Here is a 22,753-nt window from a genome sequence, read left to right on the forward strand (position 1 = left end):
TCTCCGGTTCTTCCGCAGCGTGTGAAAAGGCGGGCTTTTTGTTTTTTTACACAGGGGATCGAGGTCATGCAGGCTTTTGCACAGGAGGGCATACAGGGGGAAGAATTTCAATGCAATTGTTAAAAGACAAGGTAAGACAAGAAGGGATTGTCCTGTCCGAGCAGGTACTCAAAGTGGATTCATTCCTGAATCACCAGATGGACCCGGTTTTGATGAAGGAAGTGGGCAAGGAGTTCATCCGCCGCTTTGATGGAGAGAACATCACACGTGTGTTAACGATTGAGTCGTCTGGGATTGCACCAGGCATCATGACCGCGCTGGAACTGAACGTACCGCTTATTTTTGCACGGAAGCAGAAGTCCCTTACACTTACGGAAGACATCCTGGTGGAGAAGGTATACTCCTTCACAAAGCAGGAGACAAATGAAATTACAGTTGCCAAGAAATTCATGAAGCCTGGGGACCGCGTGCTGATCATTGATGATTTTCTAGCGAATGGTGAAGCGGCATTTGGTCTGGCACGCATTGTGGAGCAGGTCGGTGCTGAAGTTGTGGGCATCGGGATCGTTATTGAAAAAGCGTTCCAGCCGGGAGGTCGCTTGTTGAAAGAAGCGGGATACCGCGTGGAATCGCTGGTTCGCATTGGGGCACTGTCGGATGGAGAGGTTACATTTGCGGACGAGGAGGGAACGAACTAATATGGCACGCGAACGTATTTTTCAGCGGCATCGGCATCCGATCAAAACCTTCTCACTCGGGCTTCAGCACGTCCTTGCAATGTATGCAGGAGCCGTCGTCGTTCCACTGATCGTCAGTAACGCCCTGGGCTTTACACAGGAACAACTAACCTATCTCATTGCCATTGACCTGCTCGCCTGTGGTGTAGCTACACTACTCCAGGTCTGGGGGAATAAATATTTTGGCGTCGGACTGCCGGTTATGCTCGGCTGTGCATTCCAGGCCGTATCTCCGATGATCCTGATCGGGATGAACAGCGGGGTATCCGCCATTTATGGTGCGATTATTGCCTCAGGGCTGTTCGTATTGATCTTCTCCGGTCTCTTCGGGAAGCTCATTCGACTCTTTCCTCCGGTGGTGACTGGTTCGGTCGTGACCATTATTGGTCTGACTCTGATTCCCGTGGCTTTCCACGATTTGGGCGGCGGTCAGGGGGCTGAAGATTTTGGCAGCGGGGTTAATCTTATGCTCGGCTTTGGTGTGTTATTATTTATCATTTTGATGACTCGATTTACAACCGGATTTATCCGTTCCATTTCGGTTCTGATCGGTCTGCTGGTGGGTACGGTGGCAGCGGGGTTCATGGGTGAAGTTAACTTTGCTCCTATTCGTGATGCAAGCTGGTTCCATGTCGTACAGCCGTTTTACTTCGGTAAGCCTACGTTTGAGATTGTTCCCATTCTGACGATGATTCTGGTGGCGATTGTCAGCGTGGCAGAGTCCACAGGTGTATTTATGGCTCTCGGCAAAATCATGGACAAGGACCTGTCCTCCAAGGATCTAGCCCGTGGTTATCGTGCGGAAGGGCTGGCGATTGTGCTTGGTGGTATTTTCAACTCGTTCCCCTATACAACCTATTCGCAAAATGTAGGGCTTGTACAGATGACTCGCGTCAAAACGCGTGATGTCATTGTTGTAGCTGGCGGACTGCTGGTCGTTATCGGGTTTGTACCGAAGATTGCGGCGCTCGCACAGCTTGTTCCAGGTGCAGTTCTTGGCGGGGCTATGGTGGCTTTGTTCGGGATGGTTGTATCATCTGGTATTCGGATCATTGGCACTCAGGTCGATCTGAACCGCCATGAGAATCTGTTTGTCATCGCTTGTTCTGTAGGCATGGGGCTGGGTGTAACGGTTGTGCCTCAATTGTTCGCAGGTGCACCCGATTGGGCTCAGATTATGCTCGGTAACGGCATCATAGCGGGTAGCTTCACCGCGATCTTCATGAACTTGCTGTTTAATGGTCTTGGAACCAAAGCAACGGCTGCCAAGATGGCAGAACAACAGGCTGATGCAATCCTTGGGGAGTCTGGAAAATCAGCTTAATCAGCGGAATTTCGGTTATCATCCAGCACGATTGTTATGTTAACTCTTCTGAATAGAAGTTTAACAGGCTGAACATTCAATCAGGTTAATCAATGCTATATACATCATTAATGGTTTATGACATACATCTTTTATGCTATGAACGTTCTATCTCATAAACGAAATACCTAAATCGCAAAACACCGAAGACACGGGCTCAGCAGAGTCGTATCTCGGTGTTTTTGTGTGGTGCGCTTTTGTATAGACTTTATAGAAAAAAATGCATTAGAGATGTCGCATCTGTTTCTCCGCAAAATCTCCAACCCACGGCAGCTTCAGCCATTTCCCCTGCAGGCTGGTGACGACCATGATGAGCCAGACCACCACACCGAGCAGTGATAACAGGGATGCCACCAGTGGCCCAAACAACGGAAGAAAGGCCGATAATATATGCCCAACCATAATGATGCCAAAGACCGTTACGGATTGCAGCGCATGAAAGAGCACGAACCGACTGCGCTTTTCCACAGCGAGAAACACAATACCGCCTACAAAGGTAAACAGATAACATAACATTCCGGCAATATTTTCATTCAGACCGCTAGATGATTTCATGGGGGACATCCGGTCCAGCCTCCTTTGTCCTTTTTATATAGGCTATGAGGGAGATGGACGGAACTGAACCGATGAATTTATTTGCGAGGATAGGGTAGGGGAGAAAATATGAAACAGGAAACAGGGGCAGTGTCAGCTGATTTACAGCTTGATCCGCCCCTGTTTCGATTATGACTCTGTACAGTTAAACGAACGAATGGTTACCCACCCTGAAACTGCCTACGAGGGCTGGTGATTTTCCCCTTTTTGTCGGCATCATCCTCTTTGGGAACCAAGCGTTCATCGGTGCGACCTTCATGATGATTATCAAATGCGTATTCGGTCAGTTTCCATTCCGACTTACCGAGGACGGGATCAGCCGGGAAATGTTGCCCCCGGTGCAAATGTTCCTCGCGTCCGGCTTCGTTGATGTAGACGCCGTCTACTTCCACCTTTTCATGCGAAAGGGGCAGCATATCCTGTTCTTTGCGGTCCATAAAACAGTGCCTCCTCTGGATACCAGTAATTTTACTGTATGGGATGTCTATGATAATATCCCCCGAATACTTGTCTGTTATGCTGGATATATTAATTCCGTATAGAATGGTCGTAATCATAAGATATGATTCGGAATTAAACTTTTTGGGCAGAAAAACCGTTATAAATAATAAGGAAAATCGTCAAGTCGTAAGATACTTCCGAATATGCTACAATATGATTATGATTCACACCGAATCATATCGGGTATTTATAGTGTCAGGTACTTGCTTTCAGCGAGGTTCCCGACCTAAAGCTTGCTTTAAGCCGCGCAAACAACTTCATGGATGGCATTTAAGACTTATTCGGCATTCTCTAAACGGAGCATTCACTTTCAACGTTTTGGGAGGGAATTACAATGGCAACGAAAGGTCACAATGAGGTCAAAGAAAGTTTGAGGGAAATGACTCGAATTTTCCGTCCTAAAGATCCAAAAAAATTCGTGAAGGAGTACGTGAGAAAATACCGGATTACGGGTGGATATGAGGAAGAATTGACTTCTGTGGTCGAGCACGAGCTTGTCAAGATGGATTCTTCCGTGTCCTGAAACACACAACTCTTATTATACTGTTCCGATATGAATAGAACCGTCTCCCGGGCACAAGCTCCGGCAGACGGTTTTTTTTGTTTGAAAATAAAAGGAATGAATTTCTAGTGGGTAGCGGAGTACTTTCTTAAATGATCGGAATAAGCTACACAGGACCTGGCTTCACTTTTTGGGGCTTTGTTTCGTTTCTGCTGCATATACATGGAAGTACACATATGGCAGGAAGGATGAGTGCATGTGGACCCTATATTGAAAACAAAAGAAGAGATTGGCTACATGCGGGACGCAGGAAGAATCCTACGAGGCTGTCACCAGCATATTGAACAATGGATGATCCCAGGTGTTACGACGCAAGAGATCAATGAGCGTGTGGAAGAGTTTCTGGCCACGAAGGGAGCAACACCTGAGCAAAAGGGATACAAGGGTTACCCTTACGCCACATGTGCCTCCGTTAATGAGGTGGTCTGTCACGGTTTTCCTAGTGGGCGGGAGCTTGCTAAAGGGGATGTCGTCACGATTGATATGGTGGTAAACAAAGATGGATGGCTTGCCGACTCGGCTTGGACATATGGCATTGGAGAACAACGCAGGTCCATTCACAAGCTGATGAAACGTACGGAAAAGGCCCTTTATAAGGCGATTGCACAGGCAGTGCCAGGAAATACGCTGGGGGATATCGGGAACGCCATTGAACGGACAGCGAGGCTATACCGCTATGGGATCGTGAAGCCACTTATTGGTCATGGGATAGGTCAATATATTCACGAGCCACCCAATGTACTTCCTTATGGCAAACGCCGAACGGGCATGCTGCTCACCGAGGGCATGGTGATTACGATCGAACCGATCTTCACGAGAGGCAGCTCTGGCGCCGTAGTCTGGGATGAAGATGGCTGGACGGTTAGAACGGTTGACGGAAGCTGGGGTGTCCAGTACGAACATACGGTAGCTATAACGGGAGATGGTCCTCTTATTCTGACGGATGGAACTTGAGCTTCGGGGAATGACGTAGATCCAAAAATGATTCTGCAAGTGAGGTGCCTCAAATTCGAGATCAGAGAGAGTGCTCCATGCCGTTTGAGCGTAAATAAAGCGGTGTGGAGCTGTCTTGCTTCTTCCAAGCGTTAGTATGATGGATAACCCGATGCAGGGGTATTCTTTTTTTTGCATAATACCGCATGTTTCCATTGTGAGAAAAATCGCTAAAAAAATAAGTCTTATCACCGAAATTTGGCAAAAATTTTCAAATGTAGAGTGTAATATTTTTAATTGAAATCGTTTGCAAATCAAGTTGTAGTGCGGTTTTTTACATAAAGTGAACAATTTGTGAACATGTGTCCAAAGATTGACAAAATCATACCCTCAACTTATATTTAATAAGTGATTGAACCATATAGAATGAATTGGAAGAATGCGCAGACATGCCCTGAGCAGGAAATGACGGGAGTGCTGGAAGCGTTATTTTTGTAAGAATTCTATATGAAGGACAGGATTATGCGTATCGTGATGAAACTGGCTTAAAGTGAGTTTGTTCCGGGCGACAACGGTAATCTACGAAAACGTAAAAAAGTGGGGTAGATCAATGATGAAACAGTGGCAGGTTACAAAGCGAATTCTCCCCTTGCTGGCGGTACTCTCTTTGCTGCTATCCGCATGCGGGCGGGAAGACTTGTCGGTAATGAAACCTCAGGGTCCTGTGGCGCAAGGCCAATATGATCTGATGAAGCTGTCCATTGCGATTATGATCGTGGTGCTCATCATTGTATTTGCCATTGCTGCCTATGTCTTGATCCGGTTTCGCAGACGAGCAGGGCAGAATGAGATGCCCGAACAGGTTGAAGGCAATTTCAAGCTGGAAGTAATATGGACAGCCATTCCGTTATTGCTGGTTATTGTTCTGGCAGTACCGACGGTACAAACGATTTTTGCCCAAGGTGAAGATCTGTCCAAAGACAAAAACGCAATTCAGGTCAAAGTCACCTCACATCAGTACTGGTGGGAATTCACTTATCCTCAATATGATGTAACCACCGCTCAAGATCTTATCATCCCGACCGGCAAGAAAATTGCATTCGAATTAAAAACCGCTGACGTGCTTCACTCCTTCTGGGTGCCGTCACTTGCGGGCAAAATGGACACAAACCCGGATGGAACCATTAACAAGTTCAGCTTCTCAGCGCCTAATGAAGGCGTTTACCGAGGAAAGTGTGCTGAATTATGCGGCAGATCCCATGCTTTTATGGAGTTTAAGGTAAAAGCAGTGAGTCAGGAATCTTTTGACAAATGGGTCAATGAGATGAAAGCACCGGCAGTGCTGCCAGAAGATACTCAATTGGCAGAAAAATTCAAAACCAATTGTCTTTCTTGCCACGCCGTTGGCGATCAGGGTGGACCGGTTGCGCCTAACCTGACAGGAATCGGTGGTAAACAATCCGTTGCAGGCATTTTGCTGAATCAGGGCGAAGGTCAGGAAGACGGTAAACCGGTGCTGGACAACATGAAAGAATGGCTCCATGATCCACAATCTGTGAAGCCAGGCAATACGATGCCAAATCCGAAGGATCTTGGACTCACGGATGCAGAAATCGACGGAATTGCCGAATATCTGGCCAACTACAAATTGGACTATGAATAGAACAGCAAGGACGATGAAGGGGGTACACAACCTTGGCTCATGCTCATAGCGTCAAGCGGTACAGGGGCTTGATGGATTGGATCACCACCGTCGATCACAAGAAAATCGCCATTCTCTATTTGGTTGCGGGTGGATTTTTCTTCGGAATCGGCGGTATTGAAGCCATTTTGATTCGGATTCAGCTGATGGAGCCGATGAATAACTTTGTATCGGCACAGGTCTTTAACGAATTGATTACAATGCACGGAACAACGATGATTTTCCTGGGTGTCATGCCGCTTATATTTGCGGTGATGAATGCCGTGGTGCCTTTGCAGATCGGGGCACGGGACGTTGCATTTCCTTTTCTTAACGCGCTGGGTTTCTGGACGTTCCTGTTTGGTGGACTATTGCTGAACCTGAGCTGGGTTATGGGAGGGGCGCCGGATGCGGGCTGGACTTCGTATACGCCACTCTCTGGCAGCGAGTACAGTGGGACGCACGGTGTGGATTTCTACACGATCGGTCTTCAGATCGCAGGTCTGGGAACACTCATCGGGGGCATTAACTTTCTCGCTACCATCATTACGATGCGTGCACCGGGAATGTCCTATATGCGGATGCCGATGTTTACCTGGACGACATTTATTACATCAGCCATTATCCTTTTTGCATTCCCTGCCGTTACGGTAGGACTTGTATTGTTAACGTTTGACCGTATACTGGGAGCGAATTTCTTCGATGTTGCAGGTGGCGGTAACCCGGTACTCTGGCAACATATCTTCTGGATCTTCGGGCACCCGGAAGTATACATTCTCATCTTGCCAGCATTTGGTATTATCTCGGAAGTTATTCCAACCTTTGCGCGCAAAAGATTGTTTGGTTACAGCTCCATGGTGTTTGCGACCATCCTGATTGCCTTTCTGGGCTTCATGGTATGGGCACATCACATGTTTACAACGGGTCTGGGGAATGTAGCCAATGCACTCTTCTCTATCTCGACCATGCTGATTGCTGTACCAACAGGGATCAAAATATTTAACTGGCTCTTTACGATGTGGGGCGGTCAGATCCGCTTTACTGCGGCGAACCTCTTTGCCGTAGGGTTTGTCCCAACCTTTGTTATGGGCGGCGTTACCGGTGTCATGCTGGCATCTGCTCCGGCGGATTTCCAGTTCCATGATACGTACTTTGTTGTGGCTCACTTTCACTACGTTATTGTAGGGGGACTGGTGCTTGGGTTGTTCTCGGGACTGCATTACTGGTGGCCGAAGATGTTCGGACGTATTCTGAGTGAAACGCTCGGCAAATGGACATTCTGGACATTTATGATCGGTTTCCAATTAACGTTCTTTGTACAGCATTTCCTCGGTCTGATGGGAATGCAGCGCCGGATCGTTACATACTTGCCGAATCAGGATTTTGACCTGTTGAATCTGGTGAGCTCCATCGGTGCATTTCTGATGGGTGTTGGGGTTATCATGTTCCTCGTGAACATTGTAATCACGATGAGAAAACCGGCTGATGCGCCGAATGATCCGTGGGAAGATGGCCGTACACTGGAATGGTCGATCCCTTCTCCACCACCGGAATACAACTTCAAGCAGACTCCACTGGTACGTGGAATTGATGCGTACTGGAAGGAAAAGATGGCGGGACATACGGAGATGACACCGGCCGAGCCGGTAGGTTCGATTCATATGCCGTCAGCAACTCCGCTGCCGTTTGTGATGTCCGTGGGGATCTTTATTGCTGGACTTGGTTTTATGTTCAGTAAGGATGATTTCGGTAATGCATTCATGAACGGGCTGTTCAACAATTATATTGTAGTTATTATCGGTCTCGTGATTACATTTGGAGCGATGGCACTGCGTTCACTTTATGATGATCATGGTTGGCATATTGAACCGGAGGATCAGGATGAGAAGGGGGCTAGAACATGACAACCTCACATGCCGAACCGGTGAACGACAATTTGCCGCATGAACCGGAGAAAGCAACGCTAGAGGGACGTAATAAGCTTATCGCCTTCTGGCTGTTCCTTGGCGGCGAGACGGTGTTGTTCGGAACACTCTTCGCAACCTTTCTCGCTCTCCGTGGCCAAACCAATGATGGACCGTCGGCGAATGAACTGTTTCATCTGCCACTGGTGGCAGCAGCCACTTTTATTCTCCTGGTCAGCAGTCTGACGAGTGTGTTCGCCATTCAGGCCATGCACAAGGGCAAGCGTAATGCGCTCGCGTTGTGGCTTGGGATTACCGTTGTACTTGGTCTTGGATTTCTCGGTCTGGAAATTTACGAGTTCTATGAATATGTGAAACATAAAGAGTTTGGCATGACCACGAGTGCATTCAGTTCAGCCTTCTATACACTGGTAGGTTTCCATGGAGCTCACGTTGCATTTGGTATTGTGTGGATCGGACTCATTATCGGGCAATTGTTCAGAAAAGGGTTGACGGTCGTAACTGCACCTAAAGTATACGTCTCCGCAATGTACTGGCACTTTATTGACGTGGTCTGGGTGTTTATCTTTACGGTCGTGTACCTGCTCGGAAAGGTGGGGTAACACATGTCTGTACAGGATAAGTCAGATCAGCAACCTGTGAAGCACCGTCACCGGACGGAAGGACCACAGAAACACGTCGTTGTGTTTATTTTCTCGATCATCCTAACGCTGATTGCGTTCGCGGCTGCTTCTGCGGGAGGAGTCAATACAACCTTTACGATCATTATATTATTGGTCATGGCGATCCTTCAGGTGTTTGTACAACTCGGTTACTGGATGCACATGAAGGACAAAGGACATTTGATGCCGATCCTGTTCATGGCCTTCGGATTCTTCGTAGCTTTTACATGCATCATTATGGCACTCTATTGGGTTTGGTGGTAAAAGAGATGGCGGCGGGGCATTGTCGCCGTCTTTTCCCCTTTTAGGCGTATCCATCTCGTAAAGGATTCAGGCAACAACCAAAACAGGTCACGGGGAGGTCTCCCGTATGCTCGGGTTGCAATATTTCAGTTTTAACGATCTATGGAGTCCGCTTGTTCTGTCCTTGTATCTGCTTATTGTAGCAGCGTATTTGGTGCTCGTAGGTCCGCTCAGTGAGCGAATTAAGGAAGCAGAACCCGCCAGCGTTACTCAGAAAATCATGTTTATCACAGGTCTGGCAGTTCTGTATCTGGCCCAAGCCGGGCCATTCAACCTGCTGGGTCATGTGATGTTCAGCTTCCATATGGTGAGTATGGCGTTGTCCTATCTTGTGGCACCACCACTACTGATGAAGGGGTTGCCGCTCTGGGTGTGGCGCAGAATTATCCGTTGGCTGCCTACACGGCAGTTATCCTTTTTGGCGCATCCTATTGTGGCTGCTGTTGTATTTAACGGGTTGTTCTCGTTATATCATCTGCCGGTTGTACATGATTATGTGATGCTGAACTTTACGGTTCATCGATTGTATTACATCGCACTTTTCGTCACTTCCATGCTCATGTGGTGGACACTGCTGAATCCGCTACCAGAGGGCAGACAGGCATCAGGTTTGTCGAAGATTGGATTTATTTTTCTAAACATGGTGTTGCTTACACCTGCATGTGGATTGATTATTTTTGCATCTGAGCCGTTGTATCAGACATACAGTAATCCTGCGGTATGGGCTGAAGCGATGCGGTATTGTGTGTCTGGAGATTCTTCGGCATTGCTGCGATCGTTCGGTGGACCCGCCTTCTTTAACTTCTTATCCTCAGCCAAAGAAGACCAGCAGGTGGGAGGCATTGTGATGAAATTTATTCAGGAGGGCATCTTTGCCTCGATGCTGGCCTACGTCTTTTTCCATTGGTATAAGAAAGAAAATAAGGAAGATGACGACGATCCTTATCCCGTAGAGAAAACAGGAGGACCGCTTAATCCTGCAGCGAAATAACATAAGTCATGTTTTGGACAAGAGGGGGAAACACACGATGGATATATATTTTTGGCTACCCACAATCAGTACTTCTTTCATTCTGATTAGTGCCATTCTAGTGGGAGTCGGTTGGGTACTGATTATTCGTGGCAAACGGGAGGCGCATCAAACCGCGATGGTTGCTGGGGCCGTTGCTGCTTTGCTGTTTTTTGTCATATATATGTCCCGTACCATCTTTGTTGGAAATACGGCTTGGGGCGGGGACCCGGAGATGGAGATATACTATCGTATATTTCTGATCTTCCATATTATTCTCGCTACTGTTGCGGCGGTTTTTGGAATTTCCACACTGGTGCTGGGCTTCAAAAAGAGATTCAAGACGCATCGACGCTGGGGACGATTCACTTCGATGATTTGGTTTAGCAGTGCCATAACAGGCGTCATCGTATATGTTTTGTTATATTTATTGTATCCTGGAGGGCATACACGTCCGGTATGGGAAGTTATCCTCGGGGCGTAAAGATATGAGCAACAGGTGAAAAAAACAGTCAACATCAGTCAAACGTATCCGCGTCTCACGGTGTATTCAGAAGAGAACTACAGAGGGAGAAGCCACATTTATCGTGGCAACAGGGGCCTTCGCAACCTGGATAATATATTAGATGGGGTGGAGAGTCTGCGCTTCTTCTCAACAAGTTCGAATGCAACGCTGGTTGTGTTTACGCGCCCTAACTTTCAAGGTGGATTCCGTGTCTTCCGAGGCAACACCAACTTGAGAGATTTGGATGATCTGATCCGTGGCAATGATGTGGAATCCCTGATCTCCACCAATCAACGGTTAACGCTGGCTGAGATTCGCGCAATCCGCAGTAATCGCAGTCTGCCTAGTGGCTACAACCTCGTTTAATCGTAAGACCTCTTCTGTAATCAGTTGCTTGGAAACAGGAAAGAGCTGTTCCGAATTGTGTTCACACAATATCGGGTACAGCTCTTTTTTTTGTGGAGATATCTTAATCTCCGCCACCCCCACCACCACTATCCCCACCACTGTCATTACTGCCCCCGCTATCACTGCTGTGATGGTGATGATGTCCTGAAGAAGAATCACCTTCATGGTGCTTGTGGTTGTGAGTGTGTTTGGAATGATGAGTATGGGATTCTTCATTGGTAATGAACGGGTATGCCGAAGAAGAATCCGTATAGCTGTTGTTACGCCGCATACGATGTTTGCCTTTTTTGGCAGAATGTCGTTGGGGTTCATCGCGAACGATTAGCCAGATGACCACGATAAGGAAAAGGAACACAAACCCAATCTCAATCAGCGAATCCATAGACGAATCAATCCTTTCTATGTACCTATATAAGTTCAACTAATGAATATTTACACTGACACTCCGATGACAGAACAACCTTCCGATCGCTGTTTTCCCCAGATTTTTTGATTCCTTTGTGACTGACAAGGAGAAATCCGGGGATAAGCTTATGCTTACGATGTAGCTTTCTTTCAGAAAGCTTTTAGGCGAACGCTTCGTTTCTTCAGGTTATTTCTGACCTCTCCGTTATCGTGTAAATGTTTAGTTAAATGAATGATATTACAATGAACCACGGTATGTTAAGAATCATTTTTATTTTAACGTAAATCTGCGATGAATCCCATCCTGCTTTCCTGATTCAGGAAAATAAGGGGTTGACGGGATAAGTGAGTGGTCTGTATACTATGTATATTGATATATACAGTAAACACAGTGAGCAACGTGTTCCAATGACAGATGGAAAGGCAGGCAATGATATGAACGCATGGAAGCAGGCTTGGTGGCTGACCCGCAGTGAAATGAACAAGGATAGGCTCCAATGGCTGTGGACCGTAATCTTCATGATATACTCCGGCGGTATGGGTGGTGTGATGTTAATGGGACAACAACAGACGGATTTTTTGAATCCTTTTGCAGATGCCTATTTTTTAATCATGGTGCCCTTCCAAGGGTTCTTATTCAGCAGACGATCCTTTCGTTACATACAGGATGATTCCTATACACAGATGCTGGCCTATTATCGCAGACTTCCTATTCCTGAACAGACCGTGATGTGGTCCAGACTCCAGCAGTCTCTGATGGCGTTTGCGTACAATGGTATCTTCTTCTACGGATCATTATATGTGGTTGGACTTTATTCCGAAGGGTTCCGATGGGATCAATATCTGGCCTTTTGCGTAACTTGGACAGGATACGGACTTTTCATGACAGGCTTCTATATTTATGGAGAGTTTTTGCACAGTGGCAAAAAATATTTGCTTCTCAGTATACTGTTCATTCCGTTCACCGTGGTAATCTCCATGCTAATTCGAATGACAGGAAGCCATGGATTGCAGCTTGTAATAGATATGAGCCAATCATGGAGTTTGTTGTCTCCGATCATGTGGATCACTTTGGTAGTCGGCTTGGCGGGATTATGGTTATTCAGTCGATTGACACTGAAGAAGCTGGCCTATCGGGATTTGAGTTAAATGTATGAGATATGAGCGTATGTACGAATACAGGATGAAACCGGCGCTGTTATGTCACAGACTGACTGAAGTGTACCGGAGGGCGAGGTGCAAGATGTGAATATACCCATTCAAATTAATGAAAATAGCGCTGAACCTTTATACCACCAAATTGAAAATCAGTTAAGATCTTTAATCATAACAGGTCAATTGGGGGAGGGAACACATTTGCCGTCCATTCGTGAATTCGCTGGATCACTGAATTGCAGTGTTATAACCGTTAGACGGGTCTATCAGGATCTGGAGAACGAAGGCTTGCTTCGCACGAAGCAGGGGACGGGTACATTTGTGGCTCATGTAGAAGCCGGCGATAGAGAAAATTATAGATTGAAGGCCGCACAGGAAGCGATGCAGGCTGCGGTGCAGTCCGGAAAATCGGTAGGGTGCACGGAAGAAGAAATGGAGACTCTGTTCCGGGAAGTCCTGAAGGACATCTATAGGAAGTAAGGAAGTGATTGATTCATGGAACCCATAGCAGTTCAGTTGAACGGTGTATCCAAAATGCGAAAACGCAGAGTTATTGGCCCTATCGATCTGGCTATTCCGGAAGGGTACGTAGTTGCAATTCTGGGACATAACGGTTCAGGCAAAAGCACACTTCTTAACATGCTGCAACAAGTGGTGCTGCCAGATAGCGGCCAGATTATATGGTTTGGCAAGCAGCATGAGGGACCGCTTCCCATTGAACTGAGACAGCAGATCGGTTTTGTGGCCGACAACAGTGGGCTCGAAGAGAACCGGATTACTGCACATGAAGCAGCCGATTTTCGGGCCTACTGGTATCCACGCTGGGATATGAAGCTGTTTAACCAACTAATGAATGAGATGGATGTCCCGGGTGATGTGAAGCTAATCAAAATGTCCAAAGGGGAGCGACGCAAATTCGAGATCGCCGCTGCTCTCGCAGCCAGACCAAAACTGTTGCTGCTGGATGAGCCTTCATCAGGACTGGACCCCTTTGCCTGGAAAGTGATGGTTGAGCAGTTCCGTACCTTCATGGCGGAGGGAGACACCACCATTCTGATTGCCACACATATTGCGGATGAAGTAAAACGGCTTGCGGACTACATCGTGCTGATGCACCGCGGACAGTCTCTGGGGATGGCGGAGAAAGATGTCGTACTCGATCAATGGAAGGAAATCTGGTATGAAGGTGAACTGCGGCCCGAGAGCATCCCTGGTGTTGTTGAATCGGTGCAGGAAGAGAACGGGCTGATCCGGGTCATTACAACCCGGGTGAGTGAAGCACAGGAACGGTTGGAGCTTGCAGGAATTCGGGTCATGAAGATACGAAACCTGGAACTGGATGAAGTGCTGGCATTCTGGGTTGCCGGGTATGCACCGGCACAGTGGAGATAATCGAAGGGAGACGATACATGATGAACCGATTGGAATTAAAGCAGGTAGTCAAGCAATATGCAGACAAAACGGCAGTTAACGGTGTGACGCTTAATGTAAAAGAAGGGGAGATTTACGGACTGCTTGGAGCCAATGGCGCAGGCAAAACAACAACGATGCGTATGGTGCTTGGGCTGATTCACCCAGACGGAGGAAGCATCCAGTACAACGGCAAACCTTACAGCACGGAATTACAGCAGATTATGGGTTATCTTCCGGAAGAGCGTGGTCTGTATCCCAAGGTGAAGGTCAGTGATCAAATCAACTATCTGGCCCGGCTGCGCGGCATGAATGGTAAGGATGCGGATCAGAGCCTGAAATATTGGTTGGATCGATTCGAAGTACCTGAGTATTACGACAAAAAGATTGAGGAGCTATCCAAAGGGAATCAACAAAAAATGGGCTTTATTGCTGCAGTTGTGCACAGACCGCAAATTTTGATTCTGGATGAAGCCTTCAGCGGGCTTGATCCGGTGAACGTGGAATTACTCAAGTCCACGGTCAAGGAATTGCGTGACGAAGGCACAGCCATTCTGTTCTCGACACACCGCATGGAGCATGTCGAAGAATTATGCCGTCAGATAACCATATTGCATCGCTCCAATACGGTTGTGCAGGGAGAGATCAAGGAGATCAAGAGTCGTTATCCACGTGAGCAGGTATTCCTGAGCACAACGGGCAATGTGGATGGTCTGGAACTGCTGCCTGGAGTGAAAAAGGTGGAGAAAAATGAGCGCGGATACCTGATCCATATCGGTCAGATGGAAGCCGCTCAAGAAATTCTGAGAGCAGCGATGGCTCAAACGACAGTTGAGCATTTTGAAATCAAGGAACCAACGCTTAACCAAATCTTTATTCGTGAGGTAGGTGAGTCTAATGAATAAAATGGGGACGATTACCGGATTTACATTCAAAAACAAAGTGAAAACGAAGTCTTTCATGGTGACAACCATTGTACTTGCACTTTTAATTACGATTGGACTTAATGTTCCATATTTCATTACCTTATTTAACGGTGGTCCCATTGGCGGAGGTGCAAGCGGAAGTCAACTTGTGAATATCGGTCTTCTGAGCGCGGGGCAAACGGAGGTAGCCGAGAAGCTGGAGGCGTACTCATCCGCGCAAGGCAACGAGACATATCACTTCGTTAACGATGCGAGTAAAGATGAAGCGGCACTCAAAGCCGATGTGGAGTCGGAGCTTCTGGATGGCTACCTGAAATTTGAGCCTGTTGCGGGGCAAGATTTTCCACAGCCTGTCCTGTACTCAAGCGAAGATATCTCTCCGCAGGTTGTAGCTCCCATCGAAGCTGCATTGCAGATTGTGAAGCTCGATGTGGTGGTGAAGGATACACTTACAGTGGAGCAAAAAGAGCTTATTAGTACGCCGGTGAAACTGACAGAGCAAAGTCTGGATTCTGATCAAAACGGAGCTGCTGCGGAGTCGGAAGGTAGCATGAGCGGCATCAACTACATCGTTGTTTATCTGTTAATTATCCTGTTGTTCACTTCAACGATGATGACAGGCAACATGATTGCTTCTGAAATTACAGCCGAGAAGAGCTCGCGTATTATGGAAATTCTGATTACGAGTGTGTCTCCGCTCAGTCAGATGTTTGGTAAAATTATCGGTATTTTCATGGTAGGTTTGCTGCAAATCGGTATTTTCGGTGCGGTGGTTGCCGGGAATATGCTGTTACCGCATAACCGTGATGTATTGAGCGATTTCAACATGAACCTCAGTGATGTGAACGTTGCAGTCATTGTATATGGACTTATCTTCTACATTCTGGGTTACTTCCTGTATGCAGTAATGTTTGCGGCAATCGGCTCCATGGTGAGTCGGACAGAGGAACTGGGTCAGGCCGTGCTGCCAATCACAATGTTGTCCCTGGTTTCCTTCTATATCGCCATCTTCAGTATTGCGTCACCGAACATCCTGTTGTTGAAAGTAGCAAGCTTCATTCCGTTCACATCACCAACAGCAATTTTGGTACGGATCGGGGCAGGAGTTGCACCAACGTGGGAGATCCTGACCTCCTTGGCCATTCTCGTGGTATCCATTGTCATCTTCGGCTGGCTCGCAGCCAAAATCTATCGTACAGGTGTGCTGATGTATGGCAAACGCCCAACGTTCAAGGAATTGTTCAAGGCGATGAAGGCGTATAAGATCTGATTAAATTTGTGACTGATGATGTGTGCGTTGTCATAATTAGTGATAATATTTTCATAATTTATGAGAAAACTTTTTCATAATTAATGAGAAATGTATTTTTATGCATTAGTATGCGTTGATTTTGACGAAAACGTAGGTTTCTTACACTTATCCACTACAATTGTAAAAAAAATGTCGCAGGACAAGAACATTGTTCCATTAAAAGTCGCTAATATAGCGACTTTTTTGTTTTAAGGAACCAAGTTCTTGTCCCATGCTGAGGACAAGAACTTGGTTCCTTTGCCGAAAAGGACAAGAACTTTGTGTCATTGTCGATTAGAATATGAGATCTATTTCATTAAGCTATACCAGCTAATAGCTTGTCAAGATTACCAGTAAAGGGATTCTAAATCATGTGGTATAGTTAAAATGAGCATGCCAAATAACCCTCCAATTCCGTTGTTTCTTGGAAGGTTATGCCAATGGAATCTTTTAAATTGGACGAAACTCCTTTTTATTTTTCAGGATTGCATAGAGCCAATGGACGAGCTTATTTGCACATGCGATTAGAGCTACTTTATGTGGTTTTCCTTCTGCTCTCTTGCGATCATAGAACGCTTTGATTCGCATATTTCCAGAGCGTATAAGCCCACACTGAACAGCCATTACCAGTGCGTAACGCAACTGCCTGGAACCGCGTTTCGTGATTCGGTTTCGAGTTGCTGTAAATTTACCGGAAGCAAAGACGCTCGGATCAATGCCTGCAAAGGCGACTAGCCTTTTAGGATGATCAAATCGGTCGACTTCTCCAATTTCAGATAAAATTGTTGCAGCAATTTTATGCCCAATACCGGGAATCGACTGAATTAATTCATACTCTTCAATTTCTTCAGCCAGAGCATCCATGTTCTGTTCCAGTTCAGCAAGGTGCTCTTGGTACTGAAGAATAAGGGTAATAAGAACTTTCAAATTGATTAAGTGGCTCGCATACATGGTTTGCTGAAATGGGTTTTGCTTTGCCGCGTCTAGCAACCGCTGAATCCGTTGGTTAATCCAGCCCTCTGAACGCCCGAAGTTAGACGGGATGCGAGCCGAAACCCTCTGTTTGATGCTTTATTTTCGATGCAAAACACAGCTATAGATGATTGGGGTTTGTCTGAATTAAAACTGGATCCATTAGAGATTGAATGGAGTATTTCTAAGTTTGATTTAACTTTAGAAGCCTGGGAAACCGATGTGGGTATTGTCTTTGGCTTAGAATATGCAAGTCAGCTGTTTGATCGTACGACCGTACAGCGGATGGGGGATCATTGGTTAAAACTCCTTCAGGAGATTGCATCTGAAATGGAGCTAACTATCGGAGCCATCGAAATGATATCCGAGCCTGAACGGGAAGAGCTACATCGATTTAATCGCACGGAAGTTCCGTTAGATATCGAGAAAACGGCAGCAGACTGGTTTGAAGAACAGGTGGCAGAAAGACCGGAAGCAACCGCACTGATCTTCAATGAAACTTGTTGGACGTATGATGAATTGAATCGGTTGGCGAATCGAGTGGCTTGGCATTTGCAAGCAACGGGCATTGGCGCAGGACGTCTCGTCGGCATTATGGCAGATCGGTCGGTCGAGTTGATTGCAGGAATTCTAGGGGTTTGGAAAGCAGGAGGGGCTTACGTTCCGCTGGATCCTGATTATCCAGAAGAACGCATTGCCTATATGCTGATGGATAGTGGCGTGGACGTGGTGTTAACGCAAAGCCATCTTGAAGAACGGGTCACTCAGCATGGTGTGAGCAGCGTTTGTATGGAAGCATTGGCCGAAGAAGCGGAAGAAGTAGTCAATCCGATGCGAACGAATGCAGCTGGAGATATCGCTTATGTCATCTATACATCAGGATCGACTGGAAAGCCAAAAGGTGTGATGGTAGAGCATCGAGGTGTTGCGAACTTAAGACAAATGTTCTGTAATCGAATGAATATCACTTCTTCAGATCATATCCTTCAATTCGCGAGCATTTCCTTTGATGCATCGGTGTGGGAGATCACCCAAAGCGTGCTATTAGGCGCTGTGTTATGTATGCCAGACCGTGAAACGGTACGGGATGCATGGGAACTGACACAGTGGATGGCGGAGAAACAGGTGACGATAGCGACATTACCACCAGGATTTGCACTGTATGTTGATGTTCAACTCCTACCTAAACTGCGGATGCTGATTACAGCGGGATCCGCTGCGACCGAAAGCTTATTGGAGCACACCAAAGGAATCACTTATATTAATGCCTATGGACCTACCGAAAGTACAGTATGTGCAACCATGTGGCAGAGACCGGCTGGTCAAACGCAAGGATCTGTACCGATTGGTGGTCCCATCGATAATACGGAAATTTATATCATGGATGAGGCCGGACGGATGCAACCCATTGGCGTTGCCGGGGAACTGTGTATAGCTGGGATGGGTCTTGCTCGCGGGTATCTAAATCGAGCAGAGCTCACGGCGGAGAAATTTGTAGCTCACCCAGATAAACCTGGGGAACGAATGTATAAGACCGGAGACTTGGCACGTTGGTTGCCGGATGGAACACTGGAGTACCTTGGTCGGAAAGATGAGCAGTTAAAAATTCGAGGGTACCGTATTGAAATGGGTGAAATCGAAGCTGCGCTGGACCAGATGGATGGTGTGCGTGAGGCCGTGGTTGTGCCACGGAAAGATCAGGAGGAGCAAGTATACCTGTGTGCTTACTGCGTACCCGTAGAAGAGGGAACAACCGGATCACAACTGAGAAGTGGTTTACTGAGAATCCTGCCTGAATATATGGTGCCTAGCCGAATCGTCATTATGAGCCAGCTACCGCTGACGTCGAATGGGAAGGTAGATAAAAATGCACTGCCGGAGCCGGAAGAGGCGAAGGCAGCGAGAACATCTTATGTGGCACCAAGAACTCAAATGGAAGAAGACATGGCGGAAATTTGGCAGGAAGTGCTGGGAGTCAGCCAAGTCAGCATCGACGATCACTTCTTTGAGCTTGGTGGACATTCACTGAAGGCAATGAATTTAATTCAACTTGTTCGTGCTAAACTAAAGGTCGAATTAACACTTCAAGTGATTTTTAAAAATCCTGTATTAGAGACCTTGGCGGATATTGCTAGCCATTCGATAGAAGTTGCTTACGAACCAATCTCTCGTAGTGAGCCTAAAGAAGTGTACCCGGTTTCTTCAACTCAAAAAAGGATGCTCGTTTTAAATAAGATGGAGGGCAAGCAAACAACCTACAACATGCCTGTGGCTGTGAGGCTCTATGGGGAGTTGAAGCCTGACCAATTGGAACAAGCTATACTCCGGGTTATTGAACGCCATGAAATTTTACGAACGTCATTTGAATGGTTGGACGATCAGCCTGTACAACGAATTCATGAAAAAGTACCATTCTACTTGGAAAAAAGAGATCTTCGTTTCCAAGGGGACAATCAGACACTGGAGAAACAAATATATGATAGTATGCTTGGCTTCATCCATCCATTTGAACTGAATGAGGCTCCGTTAATTAGAGCGAGACTACTTCAATGCAAAGAAGCGGAATTTGTTCTTCTCATAGATATGCACCATATCATTTCAGACGGTACTTCTATGCAGATATTCTGGAAAGATCTTTCTAGATACTATGAGGGATCCGCATTGGAAACACTGGAGATAGGTTATAAGGATTATGCAGTGTGGGAACAAAAGCAACTATCCACTAAGCGTATACAGCACCAAGAGACTTTCTGGCTGGATACCTTTAGTGGAGAATTACCTGTATTAAGTTTTCCTACTGATTATCCTAGAACTGCCAAACAGAGCTTCGAAGGTGATAGTTTAGTATTTCATCTGAACAAGGAATTATCTGATGGACTTAACAAGCTTGCTACAGAGACTGGAAGTACACTATATATGGTATTACTTGCCGCTTTCCAGGTGTTGTTAGGGAAATATAGCGGTCAAGATGACATTATTGTAGGGACTCCAATTGCTGGGCGAAATCATGCTGATGTTCATGATATGTTTGGGGTTTTCATCAACACCCTAGCGTTACGAGGACGTCCGAATAAGGAGAAATCGTTCCTCGACTTCTTAAGTGAAGTTAAAAGTGACACCATAAAAGCATTTGAACACCAAGACTATCCGTTTGAAAGATTAGTTGAGCAATTAGATCTAAAAAGGGATTTAAGCCGAAATCCGTTGTTCGATGTTTTGTTCTCTATGCAGAACTTGGAAGTCTCAACTAACTTAATAGGAAATTTGGAATACGAAATGCTTCCTTTGCCAGAAAGTGTAGCGAAGTTAGATCTTTCAATGCAAGTGACAGAGATCAAGGATGGCATTGAAGTTGGTGTTGAATATGCAAGTAGATTATTTGAGCGGGCTACAATGGAACGATTCGCGGAACATTGGCGATTACTCTTAATTCAGATTGCATCAAATCCATCTATTAAATTGGCTGATGTGGACTTAGTTAGTTCAAATGAGCGCAGACAGTTATTGGAGACTTTCAATAATACTGAAGTTTATTTTGAAAAAGATGAAACTATCCTGGTACAGTTTGAAAAGTACGTTGAATTGACCCCGGATAAGACAGCCATCATATGTGGTAAAACTTCCTGGACTTATCGAGAAGTGAATCAACATGCGAATCGAATTGCAAGATTGCTTTTGGAACAGGGACTAGAGAAACAATCCTTAGTTGGTTTAGTTTCCAAACGATCTATTGAATTGCTTTCTGGCATGTTGGGGATTCTGAAGGCAGGTGCAGCCTATGTTCCGATTGATCCGGAACATCCAGAGGATCGGATTCAATACATGTTGGAAGATTGTAATGCTCGTTTCATAGTGACTGATGGTAGTCTTTCAGGTTATATCAGTGAGTCAATTCACCAAATAGAAATTGCTGTACATTATGATGAAGATTTACGGGAAGACAACATTGAACTTTCCAATTATCCTGAAGCAGGCGATCTAGCTTATGTGATTTATACATCAGGGTCAACTGGTCGTCCCAAAGGAGTCATGCTTGAACATCGAGGTCTGAAGAACTTCTGTGAAGGAATGAGAGATCGCTTACCAATTTCTTCGGAAAGTACTGTATTAAGCTTAACCACTGTTTCCTTTGATATTTTTGTTTTAGAAAGTCTACTTCCACTGATGTTGGGGGCAACAGTAGTACTGGCGACGGAAGACGAAATCCAAAGTCCAAAGGTATTAAGTGAACTAGTTTCGTCGCAATACGCTGACATCATCCAACTAACTCCGTCGCGCCTAAGACTACTATTGGATGCAGGAGTTGGTCATTGCTTTAGCAATTTATCGGCCATATTGCTTGGTGGGGAAGCACTACCTCCAACGCTTTTGAACCGTTTGTCTCAAGTAACTTCGGCTAGAATCTACAATATGTATGGACCGACTGAAACCACAGTTTGGTCAACTGTGCAAGAATTGACAGATGGAAGTCACATATCCATAGGCAAACCAATTATCAATTCTCAGATTTATATTCTGAATGAAGAAGAGAGGCTGCAGCCAATAGGGATTGTTGGGGAGTTGTGCATAGCTGGGGCCGGTATAGCAAGGGGGTATTGGAACCGTGAGGACCTTACCGCAAAGGCGTTTGTTCAAAATCCTTTTAACCCTGGCGCTCGGATGTACAAAACGGGTGATTTAGCACGTTGGCTACCCGACGGAAATCTTGATTACATTGGACGTGCCGATAATCAAGTGAAAATTAGGGGTTATCGAATTGAACTGTCAGAGATTGAAGCGGTTCTGTTGCGTCATGAATCGATTATAAATACTGCAGTAATAGTAAATACAGATCCTAGCGGAGAAGGTATGGAGATGTTGGTTGCTTATTTGGTTATTAAGCAAGACATTTCTGCTAAAGAAATCCAGAAATATCTTCAAAACATTCTTCCTACTTACATGATTCCTACCCAATATGTTGTGGTCGAAGCGATGCCATTAAATGCGAATGGAAAGATTGATCGAAGAAAACTTAAGGAAGTTCCGTTTGAAGGTCAGTTGCATCCCGACCAGAAGTCGTCTGAACCTTTAGGTAAGTTGGAAACGTTGGTTTATGACATATGGACTGAAGTTTTAGGGAGATCTGATTTTGGAGTAGAAGATGATTTCTTTGAAATTGGCGGGAACTCCATTAACGCTATTCATGTTGAGATTAAATTGGAACAACAAAATATTACAATAGAGGATTCGATGGTTTTCAAGTATCCTTCTGTACGCAAGATTGCTGAAAATGTAAGTCTCAAAACTTTAGAAAAGCTATAAGATTAAAGTAAGTGGCATTCTTTCAGACAATTTAAAGCGGGAATAAGGTAGATAAAGCATGGGGCGTCTCCATAGTCATCAAGATTACGAGGAGCACCCCATGTTTCTAT

General features: G+C 45.9%; 20 protein-coding genes and 1 pseudogene. 17 read left to right on the forward strand and 4 right to left on the reverse strand.

The genetic code is table 11. The features are described from left to right. The first annotated feature begins 110 nt into the window (after window positions 1-110). The gene (locus tag ACR32F_RS02860) at window positions 111-698 is read left to right on the forward strand and encodes a xanthine phosphoribosyltransferase (protein WP_440115962.1); all 588 of its coding nucleotides are present in this window, start codon (window positions 111-113) and stop codon (window positions 696-698) included. Between the two features lies 1 nt (window position 699). Further along, window positions 700-2,061: a nucleobase:cation symporter-2 family protein gene (locus tag ACR32F_RS02865; protein ID WP_440115964.1), complete on the forward strand. Its 1,362-nt coding sequence runs from the start codon at window positions 700-702 to the stop codon at window positions 2,059-2,061. Window positions 2,062-2,325: 264 nt separating this feature from the next. Here ACR32F_RS02865 and ACR32F_RS02870 read toward each other — a convergent pair whose 3' ends face one another. Further along, window positions 2,326-2,664: a DUF4870 domain-containing protein gene (locus tag ACR32F_RS02870; RefSeq protein ID WP_440115966.1), complete on the reverse strand. Its 339-nt coding sequence runs from the start codon at window positions 2,662-2,664 to the stop codon at window positions 2,326-2,328. A 191-nt stretch (window positions 2,665-2,855) separates the two neighbouring features. Next, the gene (locus ACR32F_RS02875; RefSeq protein ID WP_440115968.1) at window positions 2,856-3,131 is read right to left on the reverse strand and encodes a transposase; all 276 of its coding nucleotides are present in this window, start codon (window positions 3,129-3,131) and stop codon (window positions 2,856-2,858) included. Between the two features lie 398 nt (window positions 3,132-3,529). Here ACR32F_RS02875 and ACR32F_RS02880 point away from each other — a divergent pair, with 398 nt between their 5' ends. The 9 genes from ACR32F_RS02880 (at window position 3,530) to ACR32F_RS02920 (ending at window position 11,141) form a co-directional block, all read left to right on the forward strand. Continuing rightward, a complete protein-coding gene (locus ACR32F_RS02880; RefSeq protein ID WP_017690840.1) occupies window positions 3,530-3,718 on the forward strand; it encodes a hypothetical protein in 189 nt (62 codons plus the stop codon). A gap of 231 nt (window positions 3,719-3,949) precedes the next feature. Then, on the forward strand, window positions 3,950-4,711 hold the full coding sequence (map, locus tag ACR32F_RS02885; protein ID WP_440115971.1) for a type I methionyl aminopeptidase: 762 nt from the start codon (window positions 3,950-3,952) through the stop codon (window positions 4,709-4,711). A gap of 589 nt (window positions 4,712-5,300) precedes the next feature. Beyond that, window positions 5,301-6,353 carry a cytochrome c oxidase subunit II gene (coxB, locus tag ACR32F_RS02890; RefSeq protein ID WP_440115973.1) on the forward strand — a complete coding sequence of 351 codons (1,053 nt, stop codon included), beginning with the start codon at window positions 5,301-5,303 and terminating at the stop codon, window positions 6,351-6,353. Between the two features lie 71 nt (window positions 6,354-6,424). Further along, window positions 6,425-8,275: a cytochrome c oxidase subunit I gene (ctaD, locus tag ACR32F_RS02895; protein ID WP_440119662.1), complete on the forward strand. Its 1,851-nt coding sequence runs from the start codon at window positions 6,425-6,427 to the stop codon at window positions 8,273-8,275. Further along, window positions 8,272-8,898 carry a cytochrome (ubi)quinol oxidase subunit III gene (locus ACR32F_RS02900; RefSeq protein WP_440115975.1) on the forward strand — a complete coding sequence of 209 codons (627 nt, stop codon included), beginning with the start codon at window positions 8,272-8,274 and terminating at the stop codon, window positions 8,896-8,898. Before ctaD ends, ACR32F_RS02900 begins: the two co-directional genes overlap by 4 nt. 3 nt (window positions 8,899-8,901) lie before the next feature. Beyond that, the gene (locus ACR32F_RS02905; protein ID WP_440115977.1) at window positions 8,902-9,222 is read left to right on the forward strand and encodes a cytochrome C oxidase subunit IV family protein; all 321 of its coding nucleotides are present in this window, start codon (window positions 8,902-8,904) and stop codon (window positions 9,220-9,222) included. Between the two features lie 106 nt (window positions 9,223-9,328). After that, window positions 9,329-10,252 (forward strand): cytochrome c oxidase assembly factor CtaG, encoded by a 924-nt coding sequence (ctaG, locus tag ACR32F_RS02910; RefSeq protein ID WP_440115979.1) that lies wholly within the window; start codon window positions 9,329-9,331, stop codon window positions 10,250-10,252. Between the two features lie 37 nt (window positions 10,253-10,289). Beyond that, on the forward strand, window positions 10,290-10,754 hold the full coding sequence (locus tag ACR32F_RS02915) for a DUF420 domain-containing protein (protein WP_440115981.1): 465 nt from the start codon (window positions 10,290-10,292) through the stop codon (window positions 10,752-10,754). Window positions 10,755-10,769: 15 nt separating this feature from the next. Then, on the forward strand, window positions 10,770-11,141 hold the full coding sequence (locus ACR32F_RS02920) for a hypothetical protein (RefSeq protein WP_440115983.1): 372 nt from the start codon (window positions 10,770-10,772) through the stop codon (window positions 11,139-11,141). A 103-nt stretch (window positions 11,142-11,244) separates the two neighbouring features. Here ACR32F_RS02920 and ACR32F_RS02925 read toward each other — a convergent pair whose 3' ends face one another. Continuing rightward, window positions 11,245-11,565: a hypothetical protein gene (locus tag ACR32F_RS02925; protein WP_440115984.1), complete on the reverse strand. Its 321-nt coding sequence runs from the start codon at window positions 11,563-11,565 to the stop codon at window positions 11,245-11,247. Between the two features lie 458 nt (window positions 11,566-12,023). Here ACR32F_RS02925 and ACR32F_RS02930 point away from each other — a divergent pair, with 458 nt between their 5' ends. The 5 genes from ACR32F_RS02930 to ACR32F_RS02950 all read left to right on the forward strand — a co-directional run bounded on the left by ACR32F_RS02930 (window position 12,024) and on the right by ACR32F_RS02950 (window position 16,349). Next, window positions 12,024-12,737, forward strand: a complete 714-nt coding sequence (locus tag ACR32F_RS02930) for a hypothetical protein (RefSeq protein ID WP_440115986.1) — start codon at window positions 12,024-12,026, stop codon at window positions 12,735-12,737. A 96-nt stretch (window positions 12,738-12,833) separates the two neighbouring features. After that, a complete protein-coding gene (locus tag ACR32F_RS02935; protein ID WP_440115988.1) occupies window positions 12,834-13,223 on the forward strand; it encodes a GntR family transcriptional regulator in 390 nt (129 codons plus the stop codon). Window positions 13,224-13,238: 15 nt separating this feature from the next. Next, window positions 13,239-14,135: an ATP-binding cassette domain-containing protein gene (locus ACR32F_RS02940; RefSeq protein ID WP_440115990.1), complete on the forward strand. Its 897-nt coding sequence runs from the start codon at window positions 13,239-13,241 to the stop codon at window positions 14,133-14,135. A 20-nt stretch (window positions 14,136-14,155) separates the two neighbouring features. Then, entirely contained in the window at window positions 14,156-15,058 is a 903-nt protein-coding gene (locus tag ACR32F_RS02945) for an ABC transporter ATP-binding protein (RefSeq protein ID WP_440119663.1), read from the forward strand. After that, on the forward strand, window positions 15,051-16,349 hold the full coding sequence (locus ACR32F_RS02950; RefSeq protein ID WP_440115992.1) for an ABC transporter permease: 1,299 nt from the start codon (window positions 15,051-15,053) through the stop codon (window positions 16,347-16,349). The genes ACR32F_RS02945 and ACR32F_RS02950 overlap by 8 nt, the downstream gene beginning before the upstream one ends. A 471-nt stretch (window positions 16,350-16,820) precedes the next feature. On the opposite strand, the pseudogene ACR32F_RS02955 reads toward ACR32F_RS02950, so the two are convergent. Continuing rightward, a pseudogene (locus tag ACR32F_RS02955) lies at window positions 16,821-17,396 on the reverse strand (IS110 family transposase); the annotation flags it as partial. A 54-nt stretch (window positions 17,397-17,450) separates the two neighbouring features. On the opposite strand from ACR32F_RS02955, the gene ACR32F_RS02960 reads away from it, so the two are divergent. After that, the gene (locus ACR32F_RS02960; protein WP_440115994.1) at window positions 17,451-22,643 is read left to right on the forward strand and encodes an amino acid adenylation domain-containing protein; all 5,193 of its coding nucleotides are present in this window, start codon (window positions 17,451-17,453) and stop codon (window positions 22,641-22,643) included. Window positions 22,644-22,753 lie beyond the last annotated feature (110 nt).

Origin of the sequence: Paenibacillus hebaui (assembly GCF_051934385.1) — a bacterium.
Classification (GTDB): domain Bacteria; phylum Bacillota; class Bacilli; order Paenibacillales; family Paenibacillaceae; genus Paenibacillus.

What these genes read in the sequence shown, in the direction of transcription:
- ctaG (WP_440115979.1), top strand. Translation starts at nt 9,329, where the DNA reads ATGCTCGGGTTGCAATATTTCAGTTTTAACGATCTATGGAGTCCGCTT.
- ACR32F_RS02905 (WP_440115977.1), top strand. Translation starts at nt 8,902, where the DNA reads ATGTCTGTACAGGATAAGTCAGATCAGCAACCTGTGAAGCACCGTCAC.
- ACR32F_RS02940 (WP_440115990.1), top strand. Translation starts at nt 13,239, where the DNA reads ATGGAACCCATAGCAGTTCAGTTGAACGGTGTATCCAAAATGCGAAAA.
- ACR32F_RS02945 (WP_440119663.1), top strand. Translation starts at nt 14,156, where the DNA reads ATGAACCGATTGGAATTAAAGCAGGTAGTCAAGCAATATGCAGACAAA.
- ACR32F_RS02880 (WP_017690840.1), top strand. Translation starts at nt 3,530, where the DNA reads ATGGCAACGAAAGGTCACAATGAGGTCAAAGAAAGTTTGAGGGAAATG.
- coxB (WP_440115973.1), top strand. Translation starts at nt 5,301, where the DNA reads ATGATGAAACAGTGGCAGGTTACAAAGCGAATTCTCCCCTTGCTGGCG.
- ACR32F_RS02960 (WP_440115994.1), top strand. Translation starts at nt 17,451, where the DNA reads ATGCAAAACACAGCTATAGATGATTGGGGTTTGTCTGAATTAAAACTG.
- ACR32F_RS02900 (WP_440115975.1), top strand. Translation starts at nt 8,272, where the DNA reads ATGACAACCTCACATGCCGAACCGGTGAACGACAATTTGCCGCATGAA.
- ACR32F_RS02865 (WP_440115964.1), top strand. Translation starts at nt 700, where the DNA reads ATGGCACGCGAACGTATTTTTCAGCGGCATCGGCATCCGATCAAAACC.
- ACR32F_RS02860 (WP_440115962.1), top strand. Translation starts at nt 111, where the DNA reads ATGCAATTGTTAAAAGACAAGGTAAGACAAGAAGGGATTGTCCTGTCC.
- ACR32F_RS02915 (WP_440115981.1), top strand. Translation starts at nt 10,290, where the DNA reads ATGGATATATATTTTTGGCTACCCACAATCAGTACTTCTTTCATTCTG.
- ACR32F_RS02875 (WP_440115968.1), bottom strand. Translation starts at nt 3,131, where the DNA reads ATGGACCGCAAAGAACAGGATATGCTGCCCCTTTCGCATGAAAAGGTG.
- ACR32F_RS02870 (WP_440115966.1), bottom strand. Translation starts at nt 2,664, where the DNA reads ATGTCCCCCATGAAATCATCTAGCGGTCTGAATGAAAATATTGCCGGA.
- ACR32F_RS02925 (WP_440115984.1), bottom strand. Translation starts at nt 11,565, where the DNA reads ATGGATTCGCTGATTGAGATTGGGTTTGTGTTCCTTTTCCTTATCGTG.
- ACR32F_RS02950 (WP_440115992.1), top strand. Translation starts at nt 15,051, where the DNA reads ATGAATAAAATGGGGACGATTACCGGATTTACATTCAAAAACAAAGTG.
- ACR32F_RS02930 (WP_440115986.1), top strand. Translation starts at nt 12,024, where the DNA reads ATGAACGCATGGAAGCAGGCTTGGTGGCTGACCCGCAGTGAAATGAAC.
- ctaD (WP_440119662.1), top strand. Translation starts at nt 6,425, where the DNA reads ATGGATTGGATCACCACCGTCGATCACAAGAAAATCGCCATTCTCTAT.